This window comes from Aquimarina atlantica (genome assembly GCF_000626715.1).
In the GTDB taxonomy this organism is placed as follows: Bacteria; Bacteroidota; Bacteroidia; order Flavobacteriales; family Flavobacteriaceae; genus Aquimarina; species Aquimarina atlantica.
This window is the reverse complement of the sequence record NZ_AQRA01000001.1, coordinates 657,286-682,503: the sequence shown is the minus strand read 5'-3', so window position 1 is coordinate 682,503 and position 25,218 is coordinate 657,286. Positions and strand designations below refer to the sequence as shown.

The window sequence follows — 25,218 nt, the reverse complement described above, 5'->3', positions numbered from 1 at the left end:
CTTCTCGGTACAGGGCTAGAAAGCCCGAAAATCCAATAGATTTTCTAATGTACAAACCAGATTACTGTATTTGTAAGTGTTTAAAAAACTTTAATTAAGAAAAGTCTTCTCTGAGATAAAACATAAGTTTTCTCTTATCTGTAAAACTTTTGATAGTAATGATATCACCAGTAATTTTATTGTAAATCACTTCAACAAATAATAAATCTACATAGTAAATAGAATAGTAAAAATCACGATTCTGGTCATTTATAGTAAATAGGTGGATACCTCGATTCCAGAGGTCTTTGTATTTGATATCTAATTCTCGAGCATTAAACTCTTCTTCAAGGGTAATTTTGCGCATAAGCTGATTAATTTTATAATGAGGCGTGATAAAATTACGGAAAAACCGTAACATGTGCAAGTGAAAAATGTATAATATATTGAAAAACAATAAAATGCACATGTAGAATAACCCTTGTTTAAGAATATATTTGGCTATAGGATATAGAAACTTTAAATAGTTATAAAGCTAGTATTAACTATTAAAATATTATGATTTCTTTAACAAATACAAGTTTTAGATAAAATACCTATCACAGGTTAATATTTAGTTCTGTTTTTTTACCTCTTGTAAGAAAAAACTTGTGACGAAATACAATAAATCTTACAAAAAAAATATGTCCTTGTGAATTTTTGTTTATTTTAGTTGTAACTAACTAATAAAGAAGTTTTTAATAGAAAGCGGCCCTCTAGGTTAACTACTCCTATAGAGGGCCTAAATTGAAACATAATCGGTATTTAACACAAACTCAACTTATACTAATTATGAAGTTTCAACTTTACTTTTTACTGGTTCAAAGATATCTTAGTTTTATAAATTTTCTCATGTTTATTCATAAAAAATTTAACATTTAATCAATTAATAACAAAGCAATGTTAATTAATTCTTAACCAGTTGTTTGAATGTGCGCATATGCGATTGTATTTGTTGCGTTATACTTATTTCGGGAGTTCCTTTCTAGGTTTATTCTACACTTTTTATGGGGTAGCCATAATGGAGAAAACACAAAACGTCAAATAGATGCAAAATCTGTGTTTAATTCCGAGAAAACAAAACCAATTATAGCGTATTATTGCCATACAAAATGCATTTAATTCTATATGCAAAAACTAATACTTGTTTATAAATTTCATAAGAAGTGTAATTACATAACACTTATAAATAAATAGGATTTAATATTACACTTTTAGAGAGTTACTTTTCAATTTTATTAATCTCGATAATACGATGTGTATTACTGGTATCTCCATATGAATTCCCGTTGGTAGCTATAAAAACACGCCCTTGTGGAGAAATAGCGATATCTCTTAGACGGCCAAACTGGCCATTAAGGAAAACTTCCTCATTAGTAATCGCAGTTCCGTCACCGTTTAGAGTAAGCGCAATTATTCTTTGGTCTTTTAAAACGGTCATCAATAATTTATTGGTCCATTCAGGAATTCGATTACTGGTATAATAGACCAGGTCGGAAGGAGCAATAGTTGGCGTCCATTCAAAAATAGATTCTATAACCTCTGTATTCGCCGCAAAAGTCTGTTCGTTGGGCGTATCTATTTTACCTTTTACAGCAGGCCATCCATAATTTTTGCCAGATTGTATGATATTTATTTCATCATCAGAACTGGGTCCGTGCTCAGAACTATACAATTTACCATTGGGGTGCAATACCAGTCCTTGCGCATTTCTATGCCCTAAGCTATAGATATAACTGTTTGTAAAAGGATTATCGGCAGGAATACTACCATCTAAGTTTAATCTTAGCGTTTTACCTCCCAGGGAGTTCATATCCTGGGAAAGATTAGTGTTACCAGCATCACCAGTGGTCATAAATAGATGCATATCTGGTGTGATCAATAAACGAGAGCCATCGTGATTAGAGTTGGCAGGGATTTGATCGATAAGTACAGTTTCATTAGACAAGGTATTATTAGCATATGTAAACTGAACCAATCGTTCCAATAAGCCACTTCCCCCGTTATAGGTGTATACAACATATACATATGGATTGGTATCAAAATTAGGATGAAGTACCATACCTAACAATCCACTTTCTCCAACTTGGGATACATTGGGAATCGTATATACCAGTTGTTGTTCTCCGCTATCTGGATTTATCCTGCTAATTTTTCCGTTTCGCTCAGTGACCCATAAGAAATTATCAGGACCCCAAATTAACTCCCAGGGAACGCTTAAGGTTTCTACCAATGTTTTTGTTGCTTCTACAGGTTCACCGGTACCAGGATTTGTAGTATCATCATCTCCAGAGCAAAACCATAACAAAGATGAAATTAGTACAATACCTGTTATTTTTGATATTCGCTTCATAATAGTTCTTTAATGTTAATAATTAAGATTGTGTGTAAAGCATTGATTATTGATGATATATGTGATTGTTACTAATTGTAAATTTATCTTTCAATTGTTCACATACTCTTATGAGAAAACAGCATATATCTCTTTATTCTCAAAAGCGCTTATTTTTCTTAATCATGCGATTTCTTAATTATACAACGATTAACTTATACGATACCCTACTTTTTTTTGTTTTTTTTAATTCTTTTTAAGAATTGTTTATAGTATGTTATATAAGGTTTTAACACTTATTTGAAGTACTATTTTTTACTTAAAGCAAGTTGAATTCCTAATAAAATAAAGAGAACTCCTGTGGTTTTATCCATCCAAAACTTCACTTTATTGTTTTGTCTGATCTTGTTAGCCAGTTTGGCAGAAAAGAAAGCCAGTATCATACACCATATTGTACCTGTAGTCACAAAAGTTAATCCCAGAATTAAGAAAGGAATGGCACTTTTGGTGTATTCAGGATCTATAAACTGTGGTAAGAATGCCAAAAAAAAGAGAGCAACTTTAGGATTAAGTAGATTGGTTAAAACACCTGACGTATATACTTTTATGTAGTTTTTTGTTGTTTCTTTTTCTTTAATTCCTTCAGCAATAGCTGTTGATTTTGTTAATAATGATTTAATTCCCAAATACATTAGATAAGTGGCGCCAGCATATTTAACAATACTGAATGCAGTAGCAGATTTTGCTAATAAAATAGATAACCCAAGTGCAGCAAAAAAACAATGTAAAAGAGCTCCTGAAGAAATCCCCAAAGCAGATATTACTCCAGATTTTTTCCCTTGCGAAATGCTACGTCCTAAAATATACATAGTATCTGCTCCAGGTGTGAGGTTAAGCAGTATTCCTGCCAAAATAAAGGTTCCAAAATTAAGAATGCCAAACATAGGACTGTATTAAATTTTGATTCAAAATTATATGAAACACAGGAGATTAAGAAAACAAATCATTGGTATATCTTTGTTTTTTCTGGAGAAAGTATGTTAATTATGGATAAAAACCGATGATTATGGTGAAAGACGATTTAGATTGGAAGATTTTAGAGCTATTACAGGAAAATGCACGCTTGCCATTTGCTCATATCGGTAGAGTAGTAGGGCTTTCTCCATCTGCTGTAGCAGAGCGTGTACAACGTTTGGAAGATACAGAAGTAATCACCGGATATACGACACAGGTAAACCCAGCTAAACTGGGATGGTCTCTTTCAGCATTCATTATGATGAGTGTAAATAGAATCAATTTTCAGTCGTTTACCGATGCCCTGGATGCGGATGCGTATCCTGAAATGGTAGAATGCACCAGAGTCACCGGTAAAGACTGTTTAATCATGAAGTTTCATGTAAAGGACAGTAAACATCTTGAAGAAGTCATCAATCGTTTAGCGCAACATGGGGATCCAACAACATTATTGATTTTGAATGAGTTGATGAAAAATGGTGCGATAGGAAGATGTTCTCATTAGTTACTTCTGTTTCTTTCCTCATCATTTCCAAAACCTCTTTGTTTACCTTTTATCTTATTATTTCCGAATGTATAGGATAGTGATATTCTGGCAAATCGAGGACTATAATTTTGGGCATATACTGTTTCTATACCATTTACTACAGAGGCTAGTCTACTATAACTCGATGTATCTAAAATGTCATTTACCAATACCGAAAGCTGTAGTTTATCTTTAAGCATACTTTGTTTTAATGCCACATTTAGATTATAGGTTTCACTAATGTCGAACAAGTTTGCTTTATGTGGAGAATTATATACGAAGTTAAGCTGCAATTTGGTGGTTTTGCTTAACGTAAAAGTATTATTTGTAGATAGATAAAGCTGAAATCCATCTTCGGCATTAGCATTTATAGCATCATCAATAACCGTTTTATAGCCAAGGAAATATATCTGGTTTTGGCTTTTCCACCAGGGTAATTTGCTAAACGAGAAGGTTTCACCAATTCCCCAATTATAACTTTTGTAATAATTTTCTCGTATTACAGCCTGTACTTCGGTTTCCTGATCTGCTGTAAAGATAGTACCAAAGCCATCAGAGGTAATATTAAGAAAAGCATTGGTAGTTAGTATATTGTTGTAGGTATGATTGAATTCGAAACTATCTGTAAATGAAGGTTGTAGAAATGGGTTTCCTTCAGAAAAACTATTACTGTTTACATAGATTCTGAATGGGTTTAAATTTCTAAACCCAGGTCGGTTAATTCGTCTTCCGTAATTAAGTGAAAATACGTTATTATCATTTTTTTGATAAGATATATATGCTGTCGGAAAGAACTTTAAGTATTCGTTTGTATTGGTTTGGTTTAAAGTTTCCGAAAATCCTTCGGTAAATGTATTCTCTACTCGTAGCCCCAATTGAAACTCCCATTTGTCGTTGATCTTCTTAGAAGCATTTACATATAACGCCTGAATATTTTCTGTGTATTCAAATTGATTAGAAGATATAGGGTCAAAAACCGGAGTACCTGTCTCTGTCGTAAAATTTTGTAATCCATTTATGGTTTTGATAAAACTAAGCTTACCACCATATGATACATTAACAGAAGGAAAAGGGTGTTCAACATCTATTTTTGCACTAAAATTATCAATACGTTGATCCGATAGATTCATAGCTGCATAGTTTATCCCAACCAATTCGCCATTGGGTAAGAACGTATTTACCACATTGTCTTGTTTCAGAGTATTATCATAATCAAAATAATCAATATCAAAAGAAATCTTTCTGTCTAGAGTATCTAGTGTAGTAATCATATGCAGGTTATACAAATGGCTCTTTACTTTTCTATCAAAGAAACCTGTATTATCTAATATAGAATCCAGTTGGTTGGTTGCATTAAAAATTTGAGTAGTGGATTGTACAGTATTATCGGGAGTATTTTGATTACCCAGGTATTGTGCTCCTATGACGATATTATCGGTAATGTCATAATCTATTGATAAACGACCTGATATATTGTCTTTATTTGCTTTATTATCCATATCCAACACCCATGGGCCATTGGGATAATACACATCTACTTCTTCGATTTCTCTATTATTTCCTTTAGTACCATTGGCAGTTACAGAAAATCGTAATTTGTTTTTGTTGTAGAAAAAGTTGTTACGTAGTGTAGTAAAATTGTATGTATTCTGATTGTAGGCCAGGGTAGTGGTATTTTTCCAGGAGTTACGTGCTCCTTTTTTGTACACAATATTAATAAGTCCACCGTTCCCGGCAGCTTCATATTTAGCTGGTGGGTTGGTAATGATCTCTATTTTCTTAATATCACTTGCTGCTATAGCATTTAAAAAGTCTATTAGTTCTTCTCCGGATAACTGTAATATTCTTCCGTCTACCATTACCCGTGATGCCCCTCTACCAATCATACTCAAAGTATTATTCTGGATGGTAACCCCTGGTGCAATTTTAAGCGCATCTAAAGCATCTCCGCCACTAGCTGCGATACTATTTTCTACATTAAACACCAAACGATCAGGTTTACGCTCGATTACTTTTTTGGTTTTGGTAATCACTACTTCGTCAAGACTGGTAGTGCTACTCTCGAGGGTAATAGTCCCCAAGTCTATATGATTATCCAGTGCAATATCTTTCTGCCATTCGGTATATCCCATAAAACGTATTGAAAGAGTATAGGTTCCTTCTTTTGCAGATATCGTAAAGTTTCCATTTTCATCTGTAATTGCTCCCGTAATTACTGTCCCGTCGGATCCTGGGGTTGATAAAATAACATTAGCAAAAGCTATGGTTTCTGTTGTACTAATTACTGTTCCTTTGATTTCTAGTTGAGAAAAGCATAATAAGGGACATAAAAACAATAAAGAAATAAAGATAGATCGCATCACAATTTTATATTTAAGATTAATTATGAAGCAAATATCATTTTTGAATACAATCTGTGCGACCGATTAAAATAATCGAACGCTTTTGATCCCTAAAAATGCGTTCGACTTTTTACAGCTAAACGTTCGACTTTTTGCAAGAGCTTGATTATGAGTTGTTTTTTCTGTATTGAGTAGGAGTAACGCCAGCGTATTTTTTAAAAGAAGTATTGAATGAAGATTTAGAATTAAAACCAACTTCGTATAAAATTTCGAGAACAGTTAGCTGTTTTTTAGTAAGATCTTTTAAAATATCCATTGCATGTTGAATGCGATATTCGTTTACAAAATCAAAAAAATGCTGATCCAGGTGATGGTTGATCAGAATCGATACTTCTCTAACAGGTAGTTGTAGGTCATCTGCTAAGTTTTGTATCGTAAGTGTAGGATTCAGATACGGTTTTTTGTCGATCATATGCGCTTTTAATTGCTGTATTTGATCCTGAATTCCTTTATCATCTGGGAGATTGATCACGCTTTCATTCTTGGCGATCATATTTTCTACCGGGAGTAATTTAGAATCAATTCCTCTAAAAATTCCCGGATCATACAATGCTTTTAAAATTAACCAACATATAAAACACAAAACCAGAAACACAACAATAATTCTGGCAATATTTATGGTTTGGAAATCATCATTATAAAACTTAAATATCGTTTTAGAAGTACTAACAATAAAGATAAAGCTAGAAATAACGTTTAACTGAAACAACCATTTATGTTTTGCTGTGGTTGCATTAGAGTAGTTTTCCAGCATTACTTTCTTAGATTTTTTTAAGACGACAAAAATGGCGATGATATATGCTACAACCTGAATATGACCAATAATCAAAGTGGAAATAGATTCTGGAGTTAGCAAATAATTATTCAAAAAAGAAAGCTTGGCTTCTGAGTTTACCAAATAAAACCTGGGAGTCACTATCAAGGTATTTATCACAAAAGGAATACCATGTAACAGATGTTTTGGTTTCAGCTTAAAATCAACATAGATAACCGATAAGACAAAAAGATAAAGCACAGGACTAGAAAAAAACGGAAGATCCATACGTATCATTTCTAGTGTTAAGGGCATATCTATAAATCGATGATAGAAAAAAGAGCTGATATCGATAGCCACAAGAATGAGAAAAGCAGCAATAAGCCGATTACTGGTTTTGTTTTTAGTTTTTACGGTTAATAAGAAGATGGCAAAAAGTGATGATATAAAAACAATCATCAGGCTTATGATGCTAAGAATAGCGTAGTTATCCATTTAATAATTTAATACTTGTGTTTACCTTTGATGCTATATTGTTTTCTATACAGGATTCTCATAATTTCATCAAATATACTAACTATATTAAGATATCTCATGTAGAGCTCTATTAAGACTACGTAGGGTTATTCCTAAATAGTCGGCTATGTCTTGTTTAGAAAAAGCCATGGCCTCATCAGAAGAAAATTTCATTAATTTTTTAAGATTATATGCTATGGGATAGGATTGTTGTTGAGAAGCTCTAATCGCAGTATCTCTTACTTTATTGGCTAATGCTTTTAGAAGTAGTAAATTAAGTTTTGGGTGATTTTCTAGTAGCGTATAGAAATCTTTAGCATCAATCTCATATCCAGTAACTTCGGTTATTGCTTCTGCATTACAAAAACTAATAATATCATTAAAGACTTCTAATTCTCCCAGGATCTCACCAGTGCTAAAAAACTCCTGGATAAAATCTCTACCATTATCTTCGTTTACATAACATTTTACTATGCCACTTTTTACAATGAAGATAGAAGGTACATATTTTCCTTGTATAATAATTTTTTCTTTGGAAGAAAACACCTTCTCCTTTACTATAGTATGTACTGAAGACTCTGATAATTGCGAAAAAAAATCTAATAATTCTTGATTGATCCTAATCATTTGAAAAATGCCTAAACCGACAGTCTTTTTGAGTTAAAAACGATGCACTTGCAATATACTAAAGAATAATACATACCAAAAAGTGTTTTCCGAAAAGGGTAAACCACTCACTATTAATAGGTAAATCCCCCTTTTTTGAGAGGCGAAGCCATTGTATCTTGATAAAAATTTGGTTGTACAGACAAGTATAGCGATACAACGTATAACTAAAAAGCAAATAATAATGCTCGAAAAGATATACATACAAATACCTGCCTATCGTGATAAAGAGCTGTCTAACACAGTAATTGATCTTAATAAAAAAGCCAAGCATGCCGAAAGATTAAGAATTGTAATAGCATGGCAACATGGGAAAAAAGAACAACTTAAAAAAGAAGTTTTTGACTACGGTAATGTCGAAATTATTGATATTCACTATAAAGACAGTAAAGGGTGTAACTGGGCGCGTAATTTGCTTCAGAAACAATGGAAAAATGAAGCCTATACTTTATACCTGGATTCTCATCATAGGTTTATAAAAAACTGGGATGAGGAAACCATAAAAATGTTTAAAGCTTTAAAAAAGAACGGAGTAAAGAAACCAATTATTACAGCATATCTTCCTTCTTATGATCCTGAAAACAAACCCTATGGAAGAATGAAATACCCACTCAAAATTTATCCTCTAGAACGAGATAAAGGACTTCTTACCAAGTTAACGAGCTATCCTATTCCTCATTGGAAAAAAATTAAAAAACCACTTAATGCACAATTTATCTCATTACACTTTTTGTTTGCCGATGGCTTCTTTAATGAGGAAATTAACTTTGATCCAGAGATTTACTTTTTTGGAGACGAAGTCTTAACCAGCCTTAGAGCATATACATATGGATACGACCTGTTTCATCCTCACATTATTTTAGGGTGGCATCTATACGATAGAAAAACAAGAACACCACATTGGGATGATCATACCTTATGGTATAAACAAGAGGAGGTGTCTTATAATAAAATGAAAGTAATCTATACAACCAACATGACTTCTAATACGATACTTGGCCCTGATAGAAATTTGATTGAGTATGAAAAATATATTGACCTTAAGTTGTATGATAATGGTATAGAGAATGAAGCAATCTGTAGCTAAAATATTAGAAAAAGATAAAATTGTGTGTATTGATGGTTTTGTACCTGCATCGATGTGTGTAACAATATTAGAAGAACTCGAATATTCTTTTTGGAAACGTAGTGCAGTAATAGATCCAAGGAGGTATAAGAGCCATCTTAGCAATACCCGGATTAGTAAAAGTGCAGATCAGGAATTATTTACTGATATACTTATAGGAGTGGTAAAGAAAATTGAGGAAGATATTACATCACTATTTGATGTAGAACCGAATAAGCTAGAGCAATGGCAAGCCACAAAATATGCCAAACACGGTAAGTTTGATTATCACTATGATAGTGGGGCCTGGGGTGAACATTATGCCGGAGAACGAAAGAAAACCTATTTGTTATACCTCAATACACCTAAAAAAGGAGGTGCGACACATTTTAAAAATTTAGATATTAAAGTTAAACCAAAACAAGGAAGGTTATTGGTCTGGGATAATTTGCTGCCAGACGGAAATTGTAATTATGATATGTTGCATGCAGGATTACCCATTATTAATGGTAAAAAAACAACATTGGTTACCTGGGAAAGACAAAAAGCAATACGATAAAAACTCTAAAATTGAAACGCATATGACAAAAAAAATCAAAAACTTAAAAACCGAAGGTTCCAGATTATCGCATATACGAGACAAGAACCTTATTGTTTCTGTAAAGAATCAGGAAAAAATTATAAGGGATGTGATAAAAAAGCATGGACCTATTATAGATCTTGAAAAAGATCCGCAATTACTAATTGATATCCTGATTAAATTTAAACCTCAGTTTTATGGACCTGATGGAGGATTACCACCAACGGGACCGCCACCAGTACCACCAGGGCCATCTTCATATAGAGCGATCGAAAATGTGCATCTTATGAAAGAAATTTTAAAACTGAATAAGAAAATGAGTAGTATAAAAAAACGACTCAAGTAAGCTTTAACCCGGATTGTGCAATAGATTTTCTTATGCAGAATTTGGGTTTGCTATGTATTAACCTGAGTTCGATTCATCTGAAATACGTCAGTTTGAGTGAAATTCTATTAAGAATTTTGTATCGACCTTTCGATAGACTCAAGGTGGTGCATTTCAATGCTAAAAACTTATTATTAGTATCGACCGGGCTTTTCTAAACCTAATATAACCATCAAAATAAGTAAACAAACCTTCAGAAAGGCCCGGTTTAATCCATTCATTTTAGAAATGTATTATTTTACGAGATATTCTCTTTAGGATAATAGATTCGTTTTCTTTTTAGACCAATGATTAATCCAGTAATACCCACCAAAAAACAAACTCCAGCCCAAAAGAAAGGGTCATAACCGTCAACTAGTAATCTATAGATAAAAGTGAACAGGAATAAGGTGATCCCAGTTATTTCCCAGGTTTTATCTTTTTCAAACCTTTTCTTTTTGTGAAATATAGGAGGGAGGTTGATTATAACCTTTAGCTCATTCCAATCCCATATAATCAGTAGTATATTTGCGAATAACATTAATCCTGTAACCACAGGCGTGTAGGCAAAGTAATAGGATAATGTGATTATAAATACATTAGTGATTATGGGGAGATTAAGTAGCGCTCCCAGTTTTGCATATCTTTGGGTCATGAGTAAACCACCTGCGATAAGTTGACCAATACCAATAAATTTCCAATACAATCCAGATTGATACATGGTTTCAAAAAAATGCCAGGCGGTATCAATAGGTTCTGATGCTCCGCTTAGAGATGTAAATCGTTTTCCCTTAATTTTGATAAGACTGGCAAAAACAAATGCCCCACCGATCATATATCGGGTATATATGATAAAAATCTGTATCCATAGTTTTTCCTTAATGCTATTCATGATCCATTGTTTTATTTCACTTTTAACTCTTCAATAGCAGCGATGTGGTGATCATCATGCTCTGCCACAAAAAGAAATAAATCCATAGTACGCATAGGTGTTTTTAACCTGGGGTGCAATGCATGTTTATAGATTTCTTTTTCGGTAAGTTGATGAAGTTGGTCTACAGTTATTGAACGAATATCAGAGAACTCACGAAGTAAATCGTTATGATCTCTAAGATTGTGCTGTGCAAAATTTGTTTTTTGGTTTTGTAGGTCGGCTGCTCTCAATTCTATTTTATCGGTTAAAATATCATCAAGCCTTCCTTGCCAAATAGGTTCTAAATCGATCAGGTGTCCTACATTTTCCTGTATCGACCATTTTCCATTTCTTTTGTGGGTTAATTGTTCTTTTGTAAGGGAGTCGATAGTGTTTGCAAGGGTAGTGGGGGCTTTTTCCAGTCTTTTGAGTAGTAAAGGGAAAATATTTTCTTCAAAAGAAAAATCAAACTTTCGATCAAACCATTTTTCTCGTTTCATATATGTATTAATTTAGGATTCAGGCGTAATGATTATTTTTCCCAGAACAAGCCCTTCTCCAAAATACTGAAATGCTGTTATACCCTGAGATAATGGATAGCTTCTATCAATAACCGGTACTACCTTTCTGGCATCATATAGTGATAGCATATGATTAATATCTTCTTTATTCTGTTTATGCATCAGGAGTCCCATTTTCTTACTCGTGGTTTTGGAGATAAGAGGACCATAAAAGAGAATTTGTAAGAGTCGACGCATAGAACCCCCTGCCATAACATAAGCTCCTTTGGGTTTTACTATACGTTTAAAGTCAAAAATCGAACGACGTCCCACGACGTCAAAAATCAAATCGTATTGTTGTTTGTTTTTAGTAAAATCTTCTTTGGCATAATCAATAACATGATCTGCACCAATTGATTTCATTAGATCTAGTTTCCTGGCACTATCTACACCCGTTACTTCGGTACCTAATGATTTGGCGATCTGTATTGCAAATGTTCCTGCTCCACCACCAGCACCATTAATCAAAACTTGTTGCCCTGGTGTAATCTCTCCATTATAACGAAGTGCTTGTAGCGCGACAACGCCTGCCTGAGGTATAGCGGATACCTCTTCGAATGTCATATGCTCGGGTTTTGGCAATAATTGATCTTCATGAACACATACATACTCTGCAAAACCTCCCCATTGGTCGAATATATCTGCAAACACCGCATCCCCAGGTCGAAATTTGCTAACGTCTTTACCGATACTAACAACTTGCCCAGCAATATCAGAACCAAGAATGTGATATTTTGGTTTTAGGAGTCCCCAGATACGGGCAAAGAGAGGCTTTCCTCTCAGGAGTTCCCAATCTGATGAGTTGATAGAAGTTGCTCGAATTTTGATCAGTACTTCATTCTCCCTGGGAGTAGGCACAGGAATTTCTTTTAAAGTAAGTACATCAGATGAACCGTAGTTATGATACATCAGAGCTTTCATTTGAGTATCCTTTTCTATACTATACCCCATATGTATTTATAGTTTATGATTAGTGTGTATGTATAGGACGATTACATCGGGGTATTGTTACATTATTATTACAACCCAAATTTGTATCGAATAAGAGGTACTTATCAAAATTAAGAAAGCAGAACTGCATCATACAGTTCTGCTTTAAAAATAAAAATCAAGGATAGATTAATCGCAAGTTGTAGTTACTTCTTTAACCTTACTTTGTGTTTCTATAAGGTTATCTAGTTTCATGGTTCCTCTTACGGTTATTTCAACAAAATCACTTCCTATTGTTGTAATTACTCCATCAAAATTGTTAAAGCTGAATTGAGATACGATTTCATTTCCTGTTAACGTTTCATTATTTGAAGTATCTGTACCTCTAACACGATAACGTTGTACAAAAGGTATAATTACATTTTTATAACTTTGATATGCATCATATACCAGAACTCCGGTTTTTGGTAATACCTCTATGGTGCGATTACTAAAAAAAGTTTGAGTTTTTGACACTGATTTTTCACCAAAACCAGTATTAGATGTTGTCATTCCTTTAGATACGCTATATCCTGTAGAGGCCGTTGCGGTTACATCGACTCCGACCCCAAAAAATTTAGCGGAAGCAGATGCTTCTACCGAAGCAGACACTTCATACGTGCTTTCTGAGGAGAGTTCTATAGATTCTTCCCATCCTATTGTTGTACTCGACTCTTCACTTATTTCTGCTCCGACTTCTTGTTCTAGTGTTCCTTGACTACAGTTTACCAGAGTACTGTTAAACCCGAAAGAGGTTTCTGCAGAAGGAAGAATGGGTTTCATAAATTCGGTTTTTCCAAAAGAATCAATTTTCCATTGTATGGTAGCTGGTACTATTCTTAGATTTGCAAGTTGGTAATATTGATCTTCATAACCTGTAGTCATAGCATGACCAGAAATAGCAGGAGCATCTTTTGCTCTTCTAATATATCCATGTGTATTGTTTTTTATGTAAACACTACCATCATCATTTGTTTCTATAATAAATTCATGTTCTTCTGTGGTAAGATTTTGATTATCTAACTCTTCGTATACAAGATGATTAGTACTATTTTGTTGTATCCGAAGAGTTCGCCAGTAATGATTTGATCCTACCGTTCGAATATAGAATGTAGCCTCTTTTCCTGGTACAGGAGACAGATAATATTGTGCTTTTATTTTATTTATTGCATTAAATGCATCTTTAATATATTTTGGAAAAATACGTCCATCAGAAGTTTCTACAGTAGCAATCCCCAGATTTGATAATTCTCCATCTACTACTACCTGAACATGATATGGTATTGCTGAATTAAATGATAGAGGTTTCTTTTTTTCAGTTAATGTACTAACCGATATTTTTAGAGCAGTACCGTTTTTTTGAAAAGAGACTTTTGTAAAAGTTTCAGTTCGTATCGTTTTCCCTTCTTTATCTTTGATATCTATCGTAACAGAGACTCCTTCTTTAAGCTCATTAACTGCTGCATCTGATAAATCTTCAATCGGAATTGAGATACTTGCTACATTGGTAAATTCATTTAACACCAGACTCTTGGAGTAGTCTCCCTGAGTAGCATCAATTTTCACTTCTGCAGTAACGGGTGAATATCCTTTTTTTGCCACATTACGAGCATCTATGATGATCCCAATATCCCCTTTATTTGTTTCGAGATCATTTTTACTAATACCATCTTCTTCATTAATATCGGATATGGGTTGTTCTGACTCTGGAGTAACAGGTTCATCATCTTTACTACAAGAAGTCAATGCTATGATACCAGATAGGAATATATAAATGGTATATTTAAAATACTTACTTTTCATGATTTGCGTTTTGATTAGTATACTTGTTTTTGTTGTAGCTAAACTATCAAACAAAGCAACCTAAACCCGAAAATCGGGGTGGACAAAATTATGGACAATTCAAAAAACCTAATAAAAATGGGACTTACGAGAGGTGACGCGCAAAAATGCAATAGAGAAAAGGTAGCGCTATAAACTATCGATTATAGTATCGATATCACTATTTTCTGTGTTGGATATCTTTTTTTTAAGACGATATTTTGTTTTGATTACGCTATCAGAATTGATCCCAAGCATACCAGCAATTTCTTTATTCGATAAGTGTAGTTTAAGTAATGCGATCATGCGAATCTCTGCATTAGTTAATTTGGGGTATTTAGATTTTAAGGTATAAAAGAAGTTAGGGTGTACCTCTTCATATAGTTTTTTAAAATCTTCCCAATCTTCTTCGGTAAGTATAATAGATTTAGTGAGCTGTTGCAGGTTTTCTTCTTTTTGTGGTAGTGTATTTGTTGATTTTTCAATTTGCTGTTCAAAAGCCTCAATGAGCTTATTCTTTTCTCGTATCGAATTAGAGAAATTATTAAGTTGCTGTGTACTCAATTCTAACTGCTTTTGTGCAGAAAGTAATTTAACTTTGGCAGCATTTTGTTCCTGGTTATGGAGATAAAATATTCCAAACAAGAATATAATTTTTTCAATGGCGTTTCCGGCGATAGAATATGAAAAGGTCTGTACCATGTCATCATTGTATTGCGTAATCCATGTAATAGTGGCCCCTATGGCGATAAATAAGGTGCCGAGAAGGATAAAATATTTAAATTTCCCCGGGATGACCATAATAAGAAAAGTACTCACCAATAAAAACATAAGATTGGTAATATTCACTTTTGGCAATACACTGTAATATGCTGTCATATCAGTAAGAGACAAATAAAATAGCAACATTACTGCCAGTATAGCTAATACGATATAGCCTTTAAAGACCCCACTTACGATCTTATTATATTTTTGGATCTTTAAGTAGTTATGTACAAATAAAAGGTATAATGAAGCAGTGATAGGAAGAAATATGCTATGTGAAATTGGCCAGGTAAATGATAACAGGGTTGGAATCTGATAATATCCGGTAAAAAACAGTACATGACTGATACTATAAAAAGCATAAAAGATATAGCTCTTTTTAAATGCGGTGATCATAAGATAAAGGTTGGCTAGTAATACCAGAAATAGGACTCCAACATAAATACTACTGCTCCATAAATCAAATAATGCTTTTTCCTTTACCACTGCACGATCACTGATGTATACAAAATCAAAGCTTTTAAAAGAAACGTCGTATAAAGCTCCGGGCATCTTTATATAATACGTCCTATGGGTATTGGGAAGCAAATAATCCAGAATTTTGCCATCTGCATTTTCTCCGCTATACAACTTATTATTAAAATTATTTGGTAGCACACCCTGGCGTTCTGTAAAGAAATTGTTTCCTTTATTTTTGGTAAAGAACTGTATATCCCAATCATTAGAAAAGATTACAAAATCTCTTCGTATATCAGAAGTGTTTTCGATCGTAAACTTAAGCCAGATAGTCGCATTACTATGATATGCAAAACCATCTTTTCTGGGTGTAAAGTGGTGTTGAAAATTTTCTGCACTAATATGTTCAAAAGATAGGCTTGCCGTAGTGTCTTCAAAAACAAAAAGTACGGTATCATCTAAGTATTCTTTTTCCAGAATATCATCGGTAAGTCTATATTTCTGGGCATAGCCAGAAATTATACATGAAAAAATTAAAAAAAAGAATAAACCAACTGGTATAGAAGTGGTTTTAAATATTTGTTTTGCAGTCATTTAGTTTATAGTATACGGTTTGTATAATATATGGGGTTGTTAACTATATGCAGTAAACTGTAGCTAAACATACAAACATTACCCGAAAATCGGTATATGTTACACTAAGTTTTTATAAATATTATGTTATTATTAAGAGTTTTGAGTTTTTAAATACATACCAAAAAAAACAACTACTCGACATGGTATTAGAACTTCTAGAATAGATTAACACTTAAAATAATAGTTAAAGAGGAGTATTATTCATCTTTTTTTAGCTCAAAATTAATAAGCACAATAGGATCTTTATCTTCTATTCCTCCTGCAGCGGTATATGCTTTTCTTGCTGCGATATTAGAACGTTCTGTTGCCAACCAGGCTTCTTCACAATCGAATTGTTTTGCATAATCACATAAATACCTGGTGACTTTACGCCCGATTCCTTTGTTTTGGTATTCATCGAGTACAGAGACTTCATCTATAAAGAATACAGGATCCTTATCAGGATGAACATAATGAAATCCAGATGCCATTCCTACAATTTGTGCACCATCATAGGCTAATACCATGTGATGTCTGGGGTCATTTAAAAATTCTTTGGCCCGATTTGTTTTTATGGGGTAATCAAACAAGGCATCTCCTACCTGCACCATTGCAGAGAGGTCAGCTTCGGTAGCCAGTTTTAGTGTGATGTGTTCTACCATGTCGACAATATATGTTTTCTACCAATGTACTATTTTTTTGAGTACCGATGTCTTTTTTTCTTACAAATCAAAAACTTAACATTGCAGGCATTTTCTTGTTACTTATGTTATAACATCTATTGATCAAAAATGAGTTCCCTCATCAAAAAGGGGAGTTCCCTCATTTATGATTTTATTACCATAAGTCGTGTGATATTTTTAAGTATAACTTAAACCCGGATTATGCAGTAGAAAATCTATTACGCCTTGAAACTGCTTCAAAATAGTTCTACTGCATAATTAGGGTGAAAACAACTCACCATGAAAAATTCAACATACTACAGTAGTACAATTCATCGATCTTTTTTCTCAATACCGTGCATATATAGGACATGAGTTAGTAATCATATTCCACACCATAGTTCAGCAAAACAATCCCATAGTTACTAGAAGAGGGCTAGGGTTGTTATTAGGTATAACACACAAAGAGAAACGTATATGGATTGTATGATCAAACATATCAAAATCATAGAACGAATGGATCAGCTTATTCGTTTACAAGCCACAGGGGCACCAGAAAAATTTGCGAAACGATTAGAGATTTCAAGAACCAAACTCTATCGAATGATCAAACTCATGAGAGCATTCAACGCTCCGATCGAATATGATATAGCTATTCAAAGTTATGTATATACCGAGGCTGTAGGATTTAGTTTTGGGTTTTATATTAGACGATAGAAATGATTATAATGAGTATATATAAGGAGAAGTACATATAGGTACTGTTTTGAGGTGAATTCAATATTAAAAAATGTATTTTCGCCTTCTTTTAAAACAATTAAATAGTGGCTACCACCTCTCAGAATATATTTCTAACGAAAAAAGAAAAACTTCGATGTATACAATGCGGTAAACGTATTCTTGTAGGGAAATCATTTGTGGCAGAAAGCGAAAAACACAAAGGAACCTGTTTTAGCTGCTCTCCGTTTGGGGGGTATGTATTGTTACCACCGGGCGATGCCGCAATGACCCGTAGGTCTAAGAAACATTCTACCTTGTGCGGAGTAGTATGGGCATGGAACCAGCGTCGTAAACGCTATGAGCGACAAGGGCAGTTGGTGGAAGAAATCGCAATAGAGAAAGCAAAACTAGAATGTCTGAAAGATCAGGATATTCGTGCAGAAAAAAACAGAAAAGCAGCTATAGTAAGAGAACAACAAGACAAAGAGTATATTGTTAATTTCGCCAGTGCTATTAGAAGGCGATATCCCAATTGTCCCATAAAAAGAGAGTATGATATAGCAAAACATGCATGCGAAAAGTATAGTGGTAGAGTAGGACGTACAGCAAATGCTAAGAAATTTGATGATAAAATGATTGATCTTGCAGTAGAAGCTCATATACGACATGCCGAAACTAATTATGACAATCAGTTTGGTAAAGGGAAACGTAAAAAAGAAATCCGAAAAGAAGTACGATCAGATATCAACCAGGTATTAAAACACTGGAAAGAGTAATGTCCTAAAGTGAGATATGACTGTTGATGGCTATTGGATTTTATATGAGATGATAGAAATAATTATAATGAATATAAATAAGGGAGAAATATATAGGTCGCTTTTTTAGATTACAGATTAATCATTATATTTTGACTGTCGTATATTTAGGAAATACTATAAAAAGAATTATTTCGAGTATACTATCTCATAAACAGAGGTAGTATGTACTTCTAAAAACATAATCTGGCAAGGTTATTAAGCATAGAAAAACAAGTTTTTTTATGAAAAAGGTATTCTAAAAATATCACTAGCACAACAACTTTTATAATGTGACGTTTAAAGGGGCTTAAAATATATACACATAGTATGGGATGTATAAAAGATTCTCCTTTCTATAAGGACGCGATACACGAATTTAATTTTTCTAGCGGTAATTATTACCTGTTTGATACTTTTGTAGTTGCAGAGATTAATGAAGGAGTCCTATTTACCTGGGATGATCATGCCAAGCCTATTACCGAAGAATTTGCCCACCTGTATGATAATAATGGAGAAGATATTGTATATATCTCTAATCGTGTAAACTTATATTCTGTAAAACCCAGTGATTGGGTTAAGTTTTTTAGAAACGGCTATAAACTAAGAGGGTATGGGGTGGTAAGTTATACCTCGAGAGGAATCTTTAATTCTTTGATAGAAAAGCTTTTTATGAGGAATAGTTTTCAGAGTTTTGAGAATCTTGAAGATGCTATCGCATGGGCAAAACAACTTGCTCGAAATACAGAAATAGATTCTGAAAATGAAAAAAGCGCATAAGCATATGCTTTCTTTTCTTATTGAAGGAATTAGAAATTGATAAATTAATTACGCTTTGCACTATAATAGGTGCCAAAAACCCTATCCCAGATCACGGTATAAAATCCAAAATTGTATTTGGAGTATTCGTGATGATTTCTATGAAAAACATTATTACCAAATAATAAGACCTTCTTATTCGAAGATGTATTTAGATGTGATACTACTCCGATCAACCAATTAAAGAATAGGAAGAAAATAAAGCTAAAGAAATTAAGAGAGATGACAAATGGAAGCAAGGTGAGTATACAACCAAAAAGAATGGCTTCAAGAGGATGCATCACATAGAGGCTAATCTCGTTAAAACTATAGTGTTCATGATGTTTTTCATGCGCTAGTGTAAATGGCCATACATAGTGAGAAGCATAATGAAATACGTACATTACAAAATCAACAATCACAAAGAGTAGTATAAAATCCCGTATAAGATTAGTATCGGTAAACGTAATGTTGGAGTTGATAAAGAGCAGATATCCCGGAATTGCAACCAGTACATTAATTACCATAATTACAATAGAAAGCGTAACATCTTTTTTTTCGATGGGTAACTTTTGGTGTCGATAAAGAGAAGACCAAACATAACTAATCAGTATGGTGCATAAGAACATCACTATATTAGTGATAAGGAGTAGTCCCCAAAAATAGAAGGGATTATGTAATTCGCTAAGATGATCTATAATTTGCAATGATAGTACTTGTAGTTGATGTACAAATTTAGTAGAATTTTGATTGACTTAGAAGTATTTGTTGAGTAACCGGGCTTCGGCTCCGTGTTTCCTGAGCCTAGTCGAAGGGCTCAGTCCTCGAAACGAATAAAACAACGAATCCCGAACCCTGAGCTTAGCCGAAGGGATAAACAACCAAACAATTTTATTATCAAAAAATGACAGGAATCATTATTCTGAAACCAGGTGTGTTGTATTTTTATCAAAAATCAGGAATATAAATAAAAACAATATCGATTATGGAATTTATGGAAATCAAAGATAAGCAGGGAATTACTCATTATATCAATCCCAGTCATATTTCGGCTATTTGCGAAATAGATGGAGAGTGCAAAATTAATTTGATGGGACAGGAGTATATGATCACTCAGGATACCTTAAAAGAGTTCAGGCTGCATCTTACTTCGTTTAGGCATTAGTAAATCAACCGAACCCTAGTTACTATAGAATACTGAGCCCTTCGACTAGGCTCAGGACAGGCTTGTCGAAGTGGTATCGAAGGGTGAGATTGATCGTGATAAAGAATGGGCTTCGAGAACCTCAGCCCACAATACGAATAAAGCAACGAATCCCGAACCCTGAGGTTCTCGAAGGGTGAGCTCTTCGGTAAATTCAGAACAGGCCTGCCATAACGCCAGTATGTGTAATGTGCTCATAATGAAGATGTCAGTGTCGTTTGGTTGAGTAAACGTATCTTATAGAAAACTAAACGTTATCTTTTGATGAGTAACCGTTATTTTGCTGCTTAAAAGAAGCTAAATACCAGAACGACAGCCTGTCAGCTACCGTATTTGTGTCACTTTTTTAAGAAGTGTATAAAGTAAATTGTTGATAATTAATCAATTATTATATAAAATTAACACATAATTATCATGAAATATGTTAAAAATATAAATAATCGGTATTGTAATTGACTTGGTATGTACTCAAATAATTGTTGAATTTAAAAACAAAAAATGTATGAGTAATGTATTAAACAACCGATTATCGGTTACCGTAGATCCACAAGTGATCACAGATGTAAAAAGTAAGATTGAAGAAATCAATACTTTATTACCATTTTTAACAGGCTTAACTAAGGAAGAGCGTAAAACCTTGCCTAAAATTAATAGAAGTAACAAGCTCTTTGTAGAAGATACTTTAAATAGTATGCGGCAGAACCAAGAAATTGTACCGGGCTATATTAACCTGGATGAGGTAGAAAAGGATTATGCACTGTATAATGAGCTTAAGGTATTGGCATTAGAATTGGCCGAATTAAGCGAGAAGGTAAATGATACCCGTATTCTCGCCGGATCAGAGGCATATACGACATCACTGTTGGCCTATAAGATGTTTGGTATGGCGGCACAGAGTGGGGTAGCAGGAGCAGAATCATTATATACCCGATTAAGAGAACGTTTTGCGAGTACTGGTACTCCTACCGAGGATACGGTAATCGACGAAACCGATCCGGATACCACAGGTACAGACACCGATAGCATTGCAGGCGAAGCTGCATAATCACTGATGATTGTATCAGTTTAGATATTCAAAATTACCCTTCGCCACTTCGACAGGCTCAGTGTGACAGCTCAGGGTACAATTTTGAAACATATTAAAAACAAGCTATACATCCTCTACACATGATGTATAGAAGAAGACACTCCCGATAGTTGGAAGCAACTATCGGGAGTGTTTTTTTGTATATATTATTTACTTTTTTCGACTTTCTCTACTGCACTAAAACCAATTGTTTTCTTAAAATTCATATTATGAATAAAATTATCCATACAATCGGAAGGATCAATTTTTTCAAGATTGATATTACTAATAGTTTCCGGTGGAATAATAACCGACAATATTGGTTTTTCTTCTAAATACCCAGTTTTAGTATTCAAAATATTTGATATTGCATTTATTCGTGCATAACTAATGGGCAAATAAGCAAACACTTCTCTGGCAACTCTTAATACAGAACTACAGACATGATCTTGATATAATTCGTTAAATTTAGATTTCACCATACTCTTTTTTGATAATTTTCCTGTTGAAGTAAGTTTCAGTTCGTAGTCTGGTATAATTTCCTCACTATTTATATATAATTCAATATCTATAAGATTTTCATTAAAAGAGAATTTAATTTGAGTTCCAAGTTCCCCAATGTCAGAAAAAGGGTTAAAGTACTCCAACGCTTTTTTATAAAACTCAGGATTTTGATTTTCTACTTCCTCAGCAATTTCTTGTAATTCTTCCCAGTTATTTAATTCTCGTTTGAAATTTTCATTTGCTATGTTAAATTCATTTTCATCTTTTTCTTTAGCTTTAATCAATTTAGTTTCAAGTACCTTAATCTTTGTTTTAGCAAAGCCAAAAATTTTGTCTATTATATTGGGATGAAAATGATCCAATTGCTTTTGAGCAAAATCACTATATTTTGAAGTTCGTATTGGTTTAATAGGTTTAGGTTCTCTTTTTATTTCTTCCCAATCTATTGTGTTTGTACAATTTTTATGAACTGATTGTAACATTTCTACATAATTACTCCAATTTTTGGCTGCTTTTTTCGCATCTTGGATTTCTTGTAATTTTTGCTGTTCTTTGAATTTCTTTGCTGCTTCTCTGGCACGTTTTTGTTGTTCTCTCTCTATTTTTCTTACTGTAGAACTATACGCACGAATTGCTCCTTTTAGTGTTGCCATTTTGATTGAATTAAATTTTATGTAGATAAAAACTGATTTAACTATTTTATTTAGAATATTTTATCATCTAATTATCCCTGCTAGAAGAACTTTCTCTGTGTGTTTCAAAACCACATATAGTTCTCCCAAAACTATATTTTGCTTTTTTGAGCGAAATTTTAACAATAGAATCTCTACAATTTTTTAACCCCGAGCAATCTTTTTTATAATGATAGCGCTTGCTACTCATACTATTACAGATATATACCATTTGAGTAGTTTCTCGAGTATTTTCTTGATTTTTCTCTTCATTTTCTTTTTCTTCCTGGCTGTATATAGAGCAGGAGAGAAGCATTGCTGTGATGAATAGTATTGTTTTCATGGTGGTCTAGTTGAATATTCATATATAATTATTGATGTGCTTTTTTTGAGACTTTTCTTTTACGGAAAAGCCAGGGTTCTATAAGTTCTTTTTGAGACCACATTCCTTTTTTATAGAAACGAGCCTCTTTTTCTAGTATATTGTAGGTAGTGTCTTTGGAGTATTTTTTAAAATGTAGGGCATATCCATTTGCAACCAGCTGTTTATTAAGTATTTTATTTTTATACTGTACTACAGCAATCAGTCTTCTATACCGATCAAATTTTCCTTTGGTAATAATCTTTACTTCTTTATCAAAGCAGAAATCTGAAACAAATTGCTTTGCTTTTTGGCCAAAAGGTTGTTTTTTCTCAGGGCAATCAATATGTGCTAACCTAATGATGATGGGTTCTTTGTTGTATAAGACTTCTATAGTATCCCCATCTTTTATACCTATAACTTTAGCAAAGAATTCATGAGGTAGTTTTTCTACAGAAGAAAATGATACACATAGTACTAAAATACATAGATATTTAAAGTAAGTAGATTTCATTAACTTTATTTTCATAAATTAAACTTGTTGTGCATTTAGATATTTCTTAACTATAATTATGCAAGTCTAAAGGAGTGATTCGACTTTTAGGAGAAGTATATCGAGAATAGGATTTTAGCTTAAAAAGCTATTCTCGATACATTTTGTCTCCATTCCATTACGACAAAACACTCGAATTGACGCTTTTTCCGTAATAATTTTCCTAAATGCACATCGGGTTAAATTAGATATTTGGTGTTTATTTAATTACACATACTTCTGGCAACATATGTTTTATTACCATTAGAATTAATATAGTAACATCCACCTCTTGGCCCCCGGTAATAGGTTCTTTTTGCCTTTGTTCTATATTGTCTCTGCTTGGTGGTGGTATTCTTTATAGCATTTGAATACTTCGTTTGTGCATTATAATTAACTGCTTTTGTAAGGTATTTCTTTTCTGTATTTGATGTTGTAGTGTTACCTAGTTTTAGATCTATCGCATCAATGCGTGCTTGTACTTCACGTACCTGTTGTAATAGATCGTCTCGTTGTTTTATCAGTTCTTCCCTTAAGTATAGTGAGGCTTCTACACTTTGTGAATGACCTTGGTAGGAGAAGAGAAGTAATAGAATTATAAATAAGAATGTTTTCATTTTTTAAGTAGAATAAAATTTTTAATAAGTTTATCCATATTTGAAGGCAGATCAGCAGTTTTAATTTCGAATCGTTGTACATTCATAGCAGTTAACCATGTACTCCAATATCTTCTAATGATGTCTTCCTCATATGGGTTATTTGTATCAGGATGAATGCCTAATATCAAAATTTCAAGATTTGATAGGTTATGATTAGCTGGAATATATCCAAAACTATTATCCTTGATTTTATTTTCCCAGTTCTTTGTGTTTAGTTTTTTTGATCGTATGTATTGAGGAATGAGATAAGAAGTTAAGTTATTCTCTTCTCTCAAATTATTTTCATGATATATATAACCGTCGGTTAGTATGATTAAAACATTTCTATATCCTTCTTCGATACAATAATCTTCAACTCTATTCTTGAAAAAACCCCAAGTGTCTGAACCTATATATTCGTTGTCATTTATTGCAGATTCGTATATTTTTATAGGTAATGTAGAATATACTGAATCAATCCTACATAATAACTTGTTGGTAATCGTTGTTTTGTCTATTTCAAATTTGAGATGGTTTGAAATTTCTATAATTTCTTTATTTTCTGGTTCAGGGTCAAAAAATAATTGAATCTTATCATTTATCTTGATTATTTTTTTAGTTCTTAAATGAATATTAAATGCCTCCGCAATAGATTTAATGTATTCTGAATCCCTTACGTAATATTCCATTGCTCCTCCTGGAAACTTTTTAGGATTAATCCTGTCAGATAGGTCAAGTAATAAGCTAATGTTAAGATTTTCATTATCTTTTTTTAGAGTATATAACTTTGGGATTGTTTTGTCACTAAAACAATCTACCTTTTCTTCTTTCGTTTCTTTTACACAAGAAACTAGTATTATCACTAATAATAATTTGTAAATGAATTTCATGA

Annotated in this window: 27 protein-coding genes; 9 read left to right on the top strand and 18 right to left on the bottom strand. The window is 33.2% G+C overall.

Annotation, left to right across the window (positions count from 1 at the left end; all coding sequences use genetic code 11):
* Nucleotides 1-94: 94 nt before the first annotated feature.
* The 3 genes from ATO12_RS03020 to ATO12_RS03010 form a co-directional block, all read right to left on the bottom strand.
* Entirely contained in the window at nucleotides 95-346 is a 252-nt protein-coding gene (locus ATO12_RS03020) for a hypothetical protein (protein ID WP_034238482.1), read from the bottom strand.
* An 894-nt stretch (nucleotides 347-1,240) separates the two neighbouring features.
* Nucleotides 1,241-2,371, bottom strand: coding sequence for a PQQ-dependent sugar dehydrogenase (locus ATO12_RS03015; RefSeq protein ID WP_034238480.1), 1,131 nt, complete (start codon nucleotides 2,369-2,371; stop codon nucleotides 1,241-1,243).
* Nucleotides 2,372-2,658: 287 nt separating this feature from the next.
* Complete coding sequence (locus ATO12_RS03010; RefSeq protein WP_034238477.1) at nucleotides 2,659-3,294, bottom strand: LysE family translocator; 636 nt, start codon at nucleotides 3,292-3,294, stop codon at nucleotides 2,659-2,661.
* A 122-nt stretch (nucleotides 3,295-3,416) separates the two neighbouring features.
* On the opposite strand from ATO12_RS03010, the gene ATO12_RS03005 reads away from it, so the two are divergent.
* Entirely contained in the window at nucleotides 3,417-3,869 is a 453-nt protein-coding gene (locus ATO12_RS03005) for an Lrp/AsnC family transcriptional regulator (RefSeq protein WP_165583320.1), read from the top strand.
* Here the strand turns inward: ATO12_RS03005 and ATO12_RS03000 are convergent.
* The 3 genes from ATO12_RS03000 to ATO12_RS02990 all read right to left on the bottom strand — a co-directional run bounded on the left by ATO12_RS03000 (nucleotide 3,866) and on the right by ATO12_RS02990 (nucleotide 8,189).
* Nucleotides 3,866-6,250: a TonB-dependent receptor domain-containing protein gene (locus ATO12_RS03000; protein WP_034238472.1), complete on the bottom strand. Its 2,385-nt coding sequence runs from the start codon at nucleotides 6,248-6,250 to the stop codon at nucleotides 3,866-3,868. The two genes, ATO12_RS03005 and ATO12_RS03000, sit on opposite strands and share 4 nt — an antisense overlap.
* Nucleotides 6,251-6,398: 148 nt before the next feature.
* Nucleotides 6,399-7,541, bottom strand: coding sequence for a helix-turn-helix domain-containing protein (locus ATO12_RS02995; RefSeq protein WP_034238470.1), 1,143 nt, complete (start codon nucleotides 7,539-7,541; stop codon nucleotides 6,399-6,401).
* Between the two features lie 87 nt (nucleotides 7,542-7,628).
* Nucleotides 7,629-8,189, bottom strand: coding sequence for a Crp/Fnr family transcriptional regulator (locus tag ATO12_RS02990; RefSeq protein WP_034238469.1), 561 nt, complete (start codon nucleotides 8,187-8,189; stop codon nucleotides 7,629-7,631).
* Between the two features lie 223 nt (nucleotides 8,190-8,412).
* Between ATO12_RS02990 and ATO12_RS02985 the strand changes: the two genes are divergently transcribed.
* The 3 genes from ATO12_RS02985 to ATO12_RS02975 are packed head-to-tail and all read left to right on the top strand — an operon-like array spanning nucleotide 8,413 to nucleotide 10,259.
* On the top strand, nucleotides 8,413-9,315 hold the full coding sequence (locus ATO12_RS02985) for a GlcNAc-transferase family protein (RefSeq protein WP_131248760.1): 903 nt from the start codon (nucleotides 8,413-8,415) through the stop codon (nucleotides 9,313-9,315).
* Complete coding sequence (locus ATO12_RS24580; RefSeq protein ID WP_051575571.1) at nucleotides 9,296-9,892, top strand: prolyl hydroxylase family protein; 597 nt, start codon at nucleotides 9,296-9,298, stop codon at nucleotides 9,890-9,892. Before ATO12_RS02985 ends, ATO12_RS24580 begins: the two co-directional genes overlap by 20 nt.
* A gap of 22 nt (nucleotides 9,893-9,914) precedes the next feature.
* Nucleotides 9,915-10,259, top strand: coding sequence for a hypothetical protein (locus ATO12_RS02975; protein ID WP_131248759.1), 345 nt, complete (start codon nucleotides 9,915-9,917; stop codon nucleotides 10,257-10,259).
* Between the two features lie 277 nt (nucleotides 10,260-10,536).
* Here the strand turns inward: ATO12_RS02975 and ATO12_RS02970 are convergent, their stop codons facing one another.
* The 6 genes from ATO12_RS02970 to ATO12_RS02945 form a co-directional block, all read right to left on the bottom strand.
* Nucleotides 10,537-11,169, bottom strand: coding sequence for a hypothetical protein (locus tag ATO12_RS02970; RefSeq protein ID WP_034238464.1), 633 nt, complete (start codon nucleotides 11,167-11,169; stop codon nucleotides 10,537-10,539).
* 11 nt (nucleotides 11,170-11,180) lie between these two features.
* A complete protein-coding gene (locus ATO12_RS02965) occupies nucleotides 11,181-11,690 on the bottom strand; it encodes a DinB family protein (protein ID WP_034238462.1) in 510 nt (169 codons plus the stop codon).
* Nucleotides 11,691-11,702: 12 nt separating this feature from the next.
* Nucleotides 11,703-12,701, bottom strand: a complete 999-nt coding sequence (locus ATO12_RS02960; RefSeq protein ID WP_205625219.1) for an NAD(P)-dependent alcohol dehydrogenase — start codon at nucleotides 12,699-12,701, stop codon at nucleotides 11,703-11,705.
* A 168-nt stretch (nucleotides 12,702-12,869) separates the two neighbouring features.
* On the bottom strand, nucleotides 12,870-14,522 hold the full coding sequence (locus ATO12_RS02955) for a hypothetical protein (RefSeq protein ID WP_131248758.1): 1,653 nt from the start codon (nucleotides 14,520-14,522) through the stop codon (nucleotides 12,870-12,872).
* A 168-nt stretch (nucleotides 14,523-14,690) separates the two neighbouring features.
* Nucleotides 14,691-16,355 carry a 7TM-DISM domain-containing protein gene (locus ATO12_RS02950; protein ID WP_034238455.1) on the bottom strand — a complete coding sequence of 555 codons (1,665 nt, stop codon included), beginning with the start codon at nucleotides 16,353-16,355 and terminating at the stop codon, nucleotides 14,691-14,693.
* 239 nt (nucleotides 16,356-16,594) lie between these two features.
* Nucleotides 16,595-17,038: a GNAT family N-acetyltransferase gene (locus ATO12_RS02945; protein ID WP_051575570.1), complete on the bottom strand. Its 444-nt coding sequence runs from the start codon at nucleotides 17,036-17,038 to the stop codon at nucleotides 16,595-16,597.
* Between the two features lie 477 nt (nucleotides 17,039-17,515).
* Here ATO12_RS02945 and ATO12_RS02940 point away from each other — a divergent pair, with 477 nt between their 5' ends.
* From ATO12_RS02940 to ATO12_RS02930, 3 genes are all read left to right on the top strand, one after another.
* Nucleotides 17,516-17,755, top strand: coding sequence for a hypothetical protein (locus tag ATO12_RS02940; protein WP_034238453.1), 240 nt, complete (start codon nucleotides 17,516-17,518; stop codon nucleotides 17,753-17,755).
* Between the two features lie 107 nt (nucleotides 17,756-17,862).
* Nucleotides 17,863-18,534 carry a DUF2293 domain-containing protein gene (locus ATO12_RS02935; protein WP_034238451.1) on the top strand — a complete coding sequence of 224 codons (672 nt, stop codon included), beginning with the start codon at nucleotides 17,863-17,865 and terminating at the stop codon, nucleotides 18,532-18,534.
* Between the two features lie 348 nt (nucleotides 18,535-18,882).
* Complete coding sequence (locus ATO12_RS02930; protein ID WP_034238447.1) at nucleotides 18,883-19,332, top strand: hypothetical protein; 450 nt, start codon at nucleotides 18,883-18,885, stop codon at nucleotides 19,330-19,332.
* Between the two features lie 44 nt (nucleotides 19,333-19,376).
* On the opposite strand, the gene ATO12_RS02925 is transcribed toward ATO12_RS02930, so the two are convergent.
* Nucleotides 19,377-20,057 (bottom strand): sterol desaturase family protein, encoded by a 681-nt coding sequence (locus ATO12_RS02925; protein ID WP_131248757.1) that lies wholly within the window; start codon nucleotides 20,055-20,057, stop codon nucleotides 19,377-19,379.
* Between the two features lie 278 nt (nucleotides 20,058-20,335).
* Between ATO12_RS02925 and ATO12_RS25755 the strand changes: the two genes are divergently transcribed.
* Nucleotides 20,336-20,515 carry a hypothetical protein gene (locus ATO12_RS25755; protein WP_131248756.1) on the top strand — a complete coding sequence of 60 codons (180 nt, stop codon included), beginning with the start codon at nucleotides 20,336-20,338 and terminating at the stop codon, nucleotides 20,513-20,515.
* A 541-nt stretch (nucleotides 20,516-21,056) separates the two neighbouring features.
* Nucleotides 21,057-21,599 (top strand): hypothetical protein, encoded by a 543-nt coding sequence (locus ATO12_RS02920; RefSeq protein ID WP_051575567.1) that lies wholly within the window; start codon nucleotides 21,057-21,059, stop codon nucleotides 21,597-21,599.
* Nucleotides 21,600-21,787: 188 nt separating this feature from the next.
* On the opposite strand, the gene ATO12_RS02915 is transcribed toward ATO12_RS02920, so the two are convergent.
* From ATO12_RS02915 to ATO12_RS02895, 5 genes are all read right to left on the bottom strand, one after another.
* Nucleotides 21,788-22,777, bottom strand: coding sequence for a hypothetical protein (locus ATO12_RS02915; RefSeq protein WP_034238445.1), 990 nt, complete (start codon nucleotides 22,775-22,777; stop codon nucleotides 21,788-21,790).
* Between the two features lie 67 nt (nucleotides 22,778-22,844).
* Nucleotides 22,845-23,138, bottom strand: coding sequence for a hypothetical protein (locus tag ATO12_RS02910; RefSeq protein WP_034238443.1), 294 nt, complete (start codon nucleotides 23,136-23,138; stop codon nucleotides 22,845-22,847).
* A 28-nt stretch (nucleotides 23,139-23,166) separates the two neighbouring features.
* Entirely contained in the window at nucleotides 23,167-23,685 is a 519-nt protein-coding gene (locus ATO12_RS02905; protein ID WP_034238441.1) for a thermonuclease family protein, read from the bottom strand.
* Nucleotides 23,686-23,912: 227 nt separating this feature from the next.
* Nucleotides 23,913-24,305 carry a hypothetical protein gene (locus tag ATO12_RS02900; protein ID WP_034238438.1) on the bottom strand — a complete coding sequence of 131 codons (393 nt, stop codon included), beginning with the start codon at nucleotides 24,303-24,305 and terminating at the stop codon, nucleotides 23,913-23,915.
* Nucleotides 24,302-25,216, bottom strand: coding sequence for a hypothetical protein (locus ATO12_RS02895; protein WP_034238436.1), 915 nt, complete (start codon nucleotides 25,214-25,216; stop codon nucleotides 24,302-24,304). The genes ATO12_RS02900 and ATO12_RS02895 overlap by 4 nt, the downstream gene beginning before the upstream one ends.
* Nucleotides 25,217-25,218 lie beyond the last annotated feature (2 nt).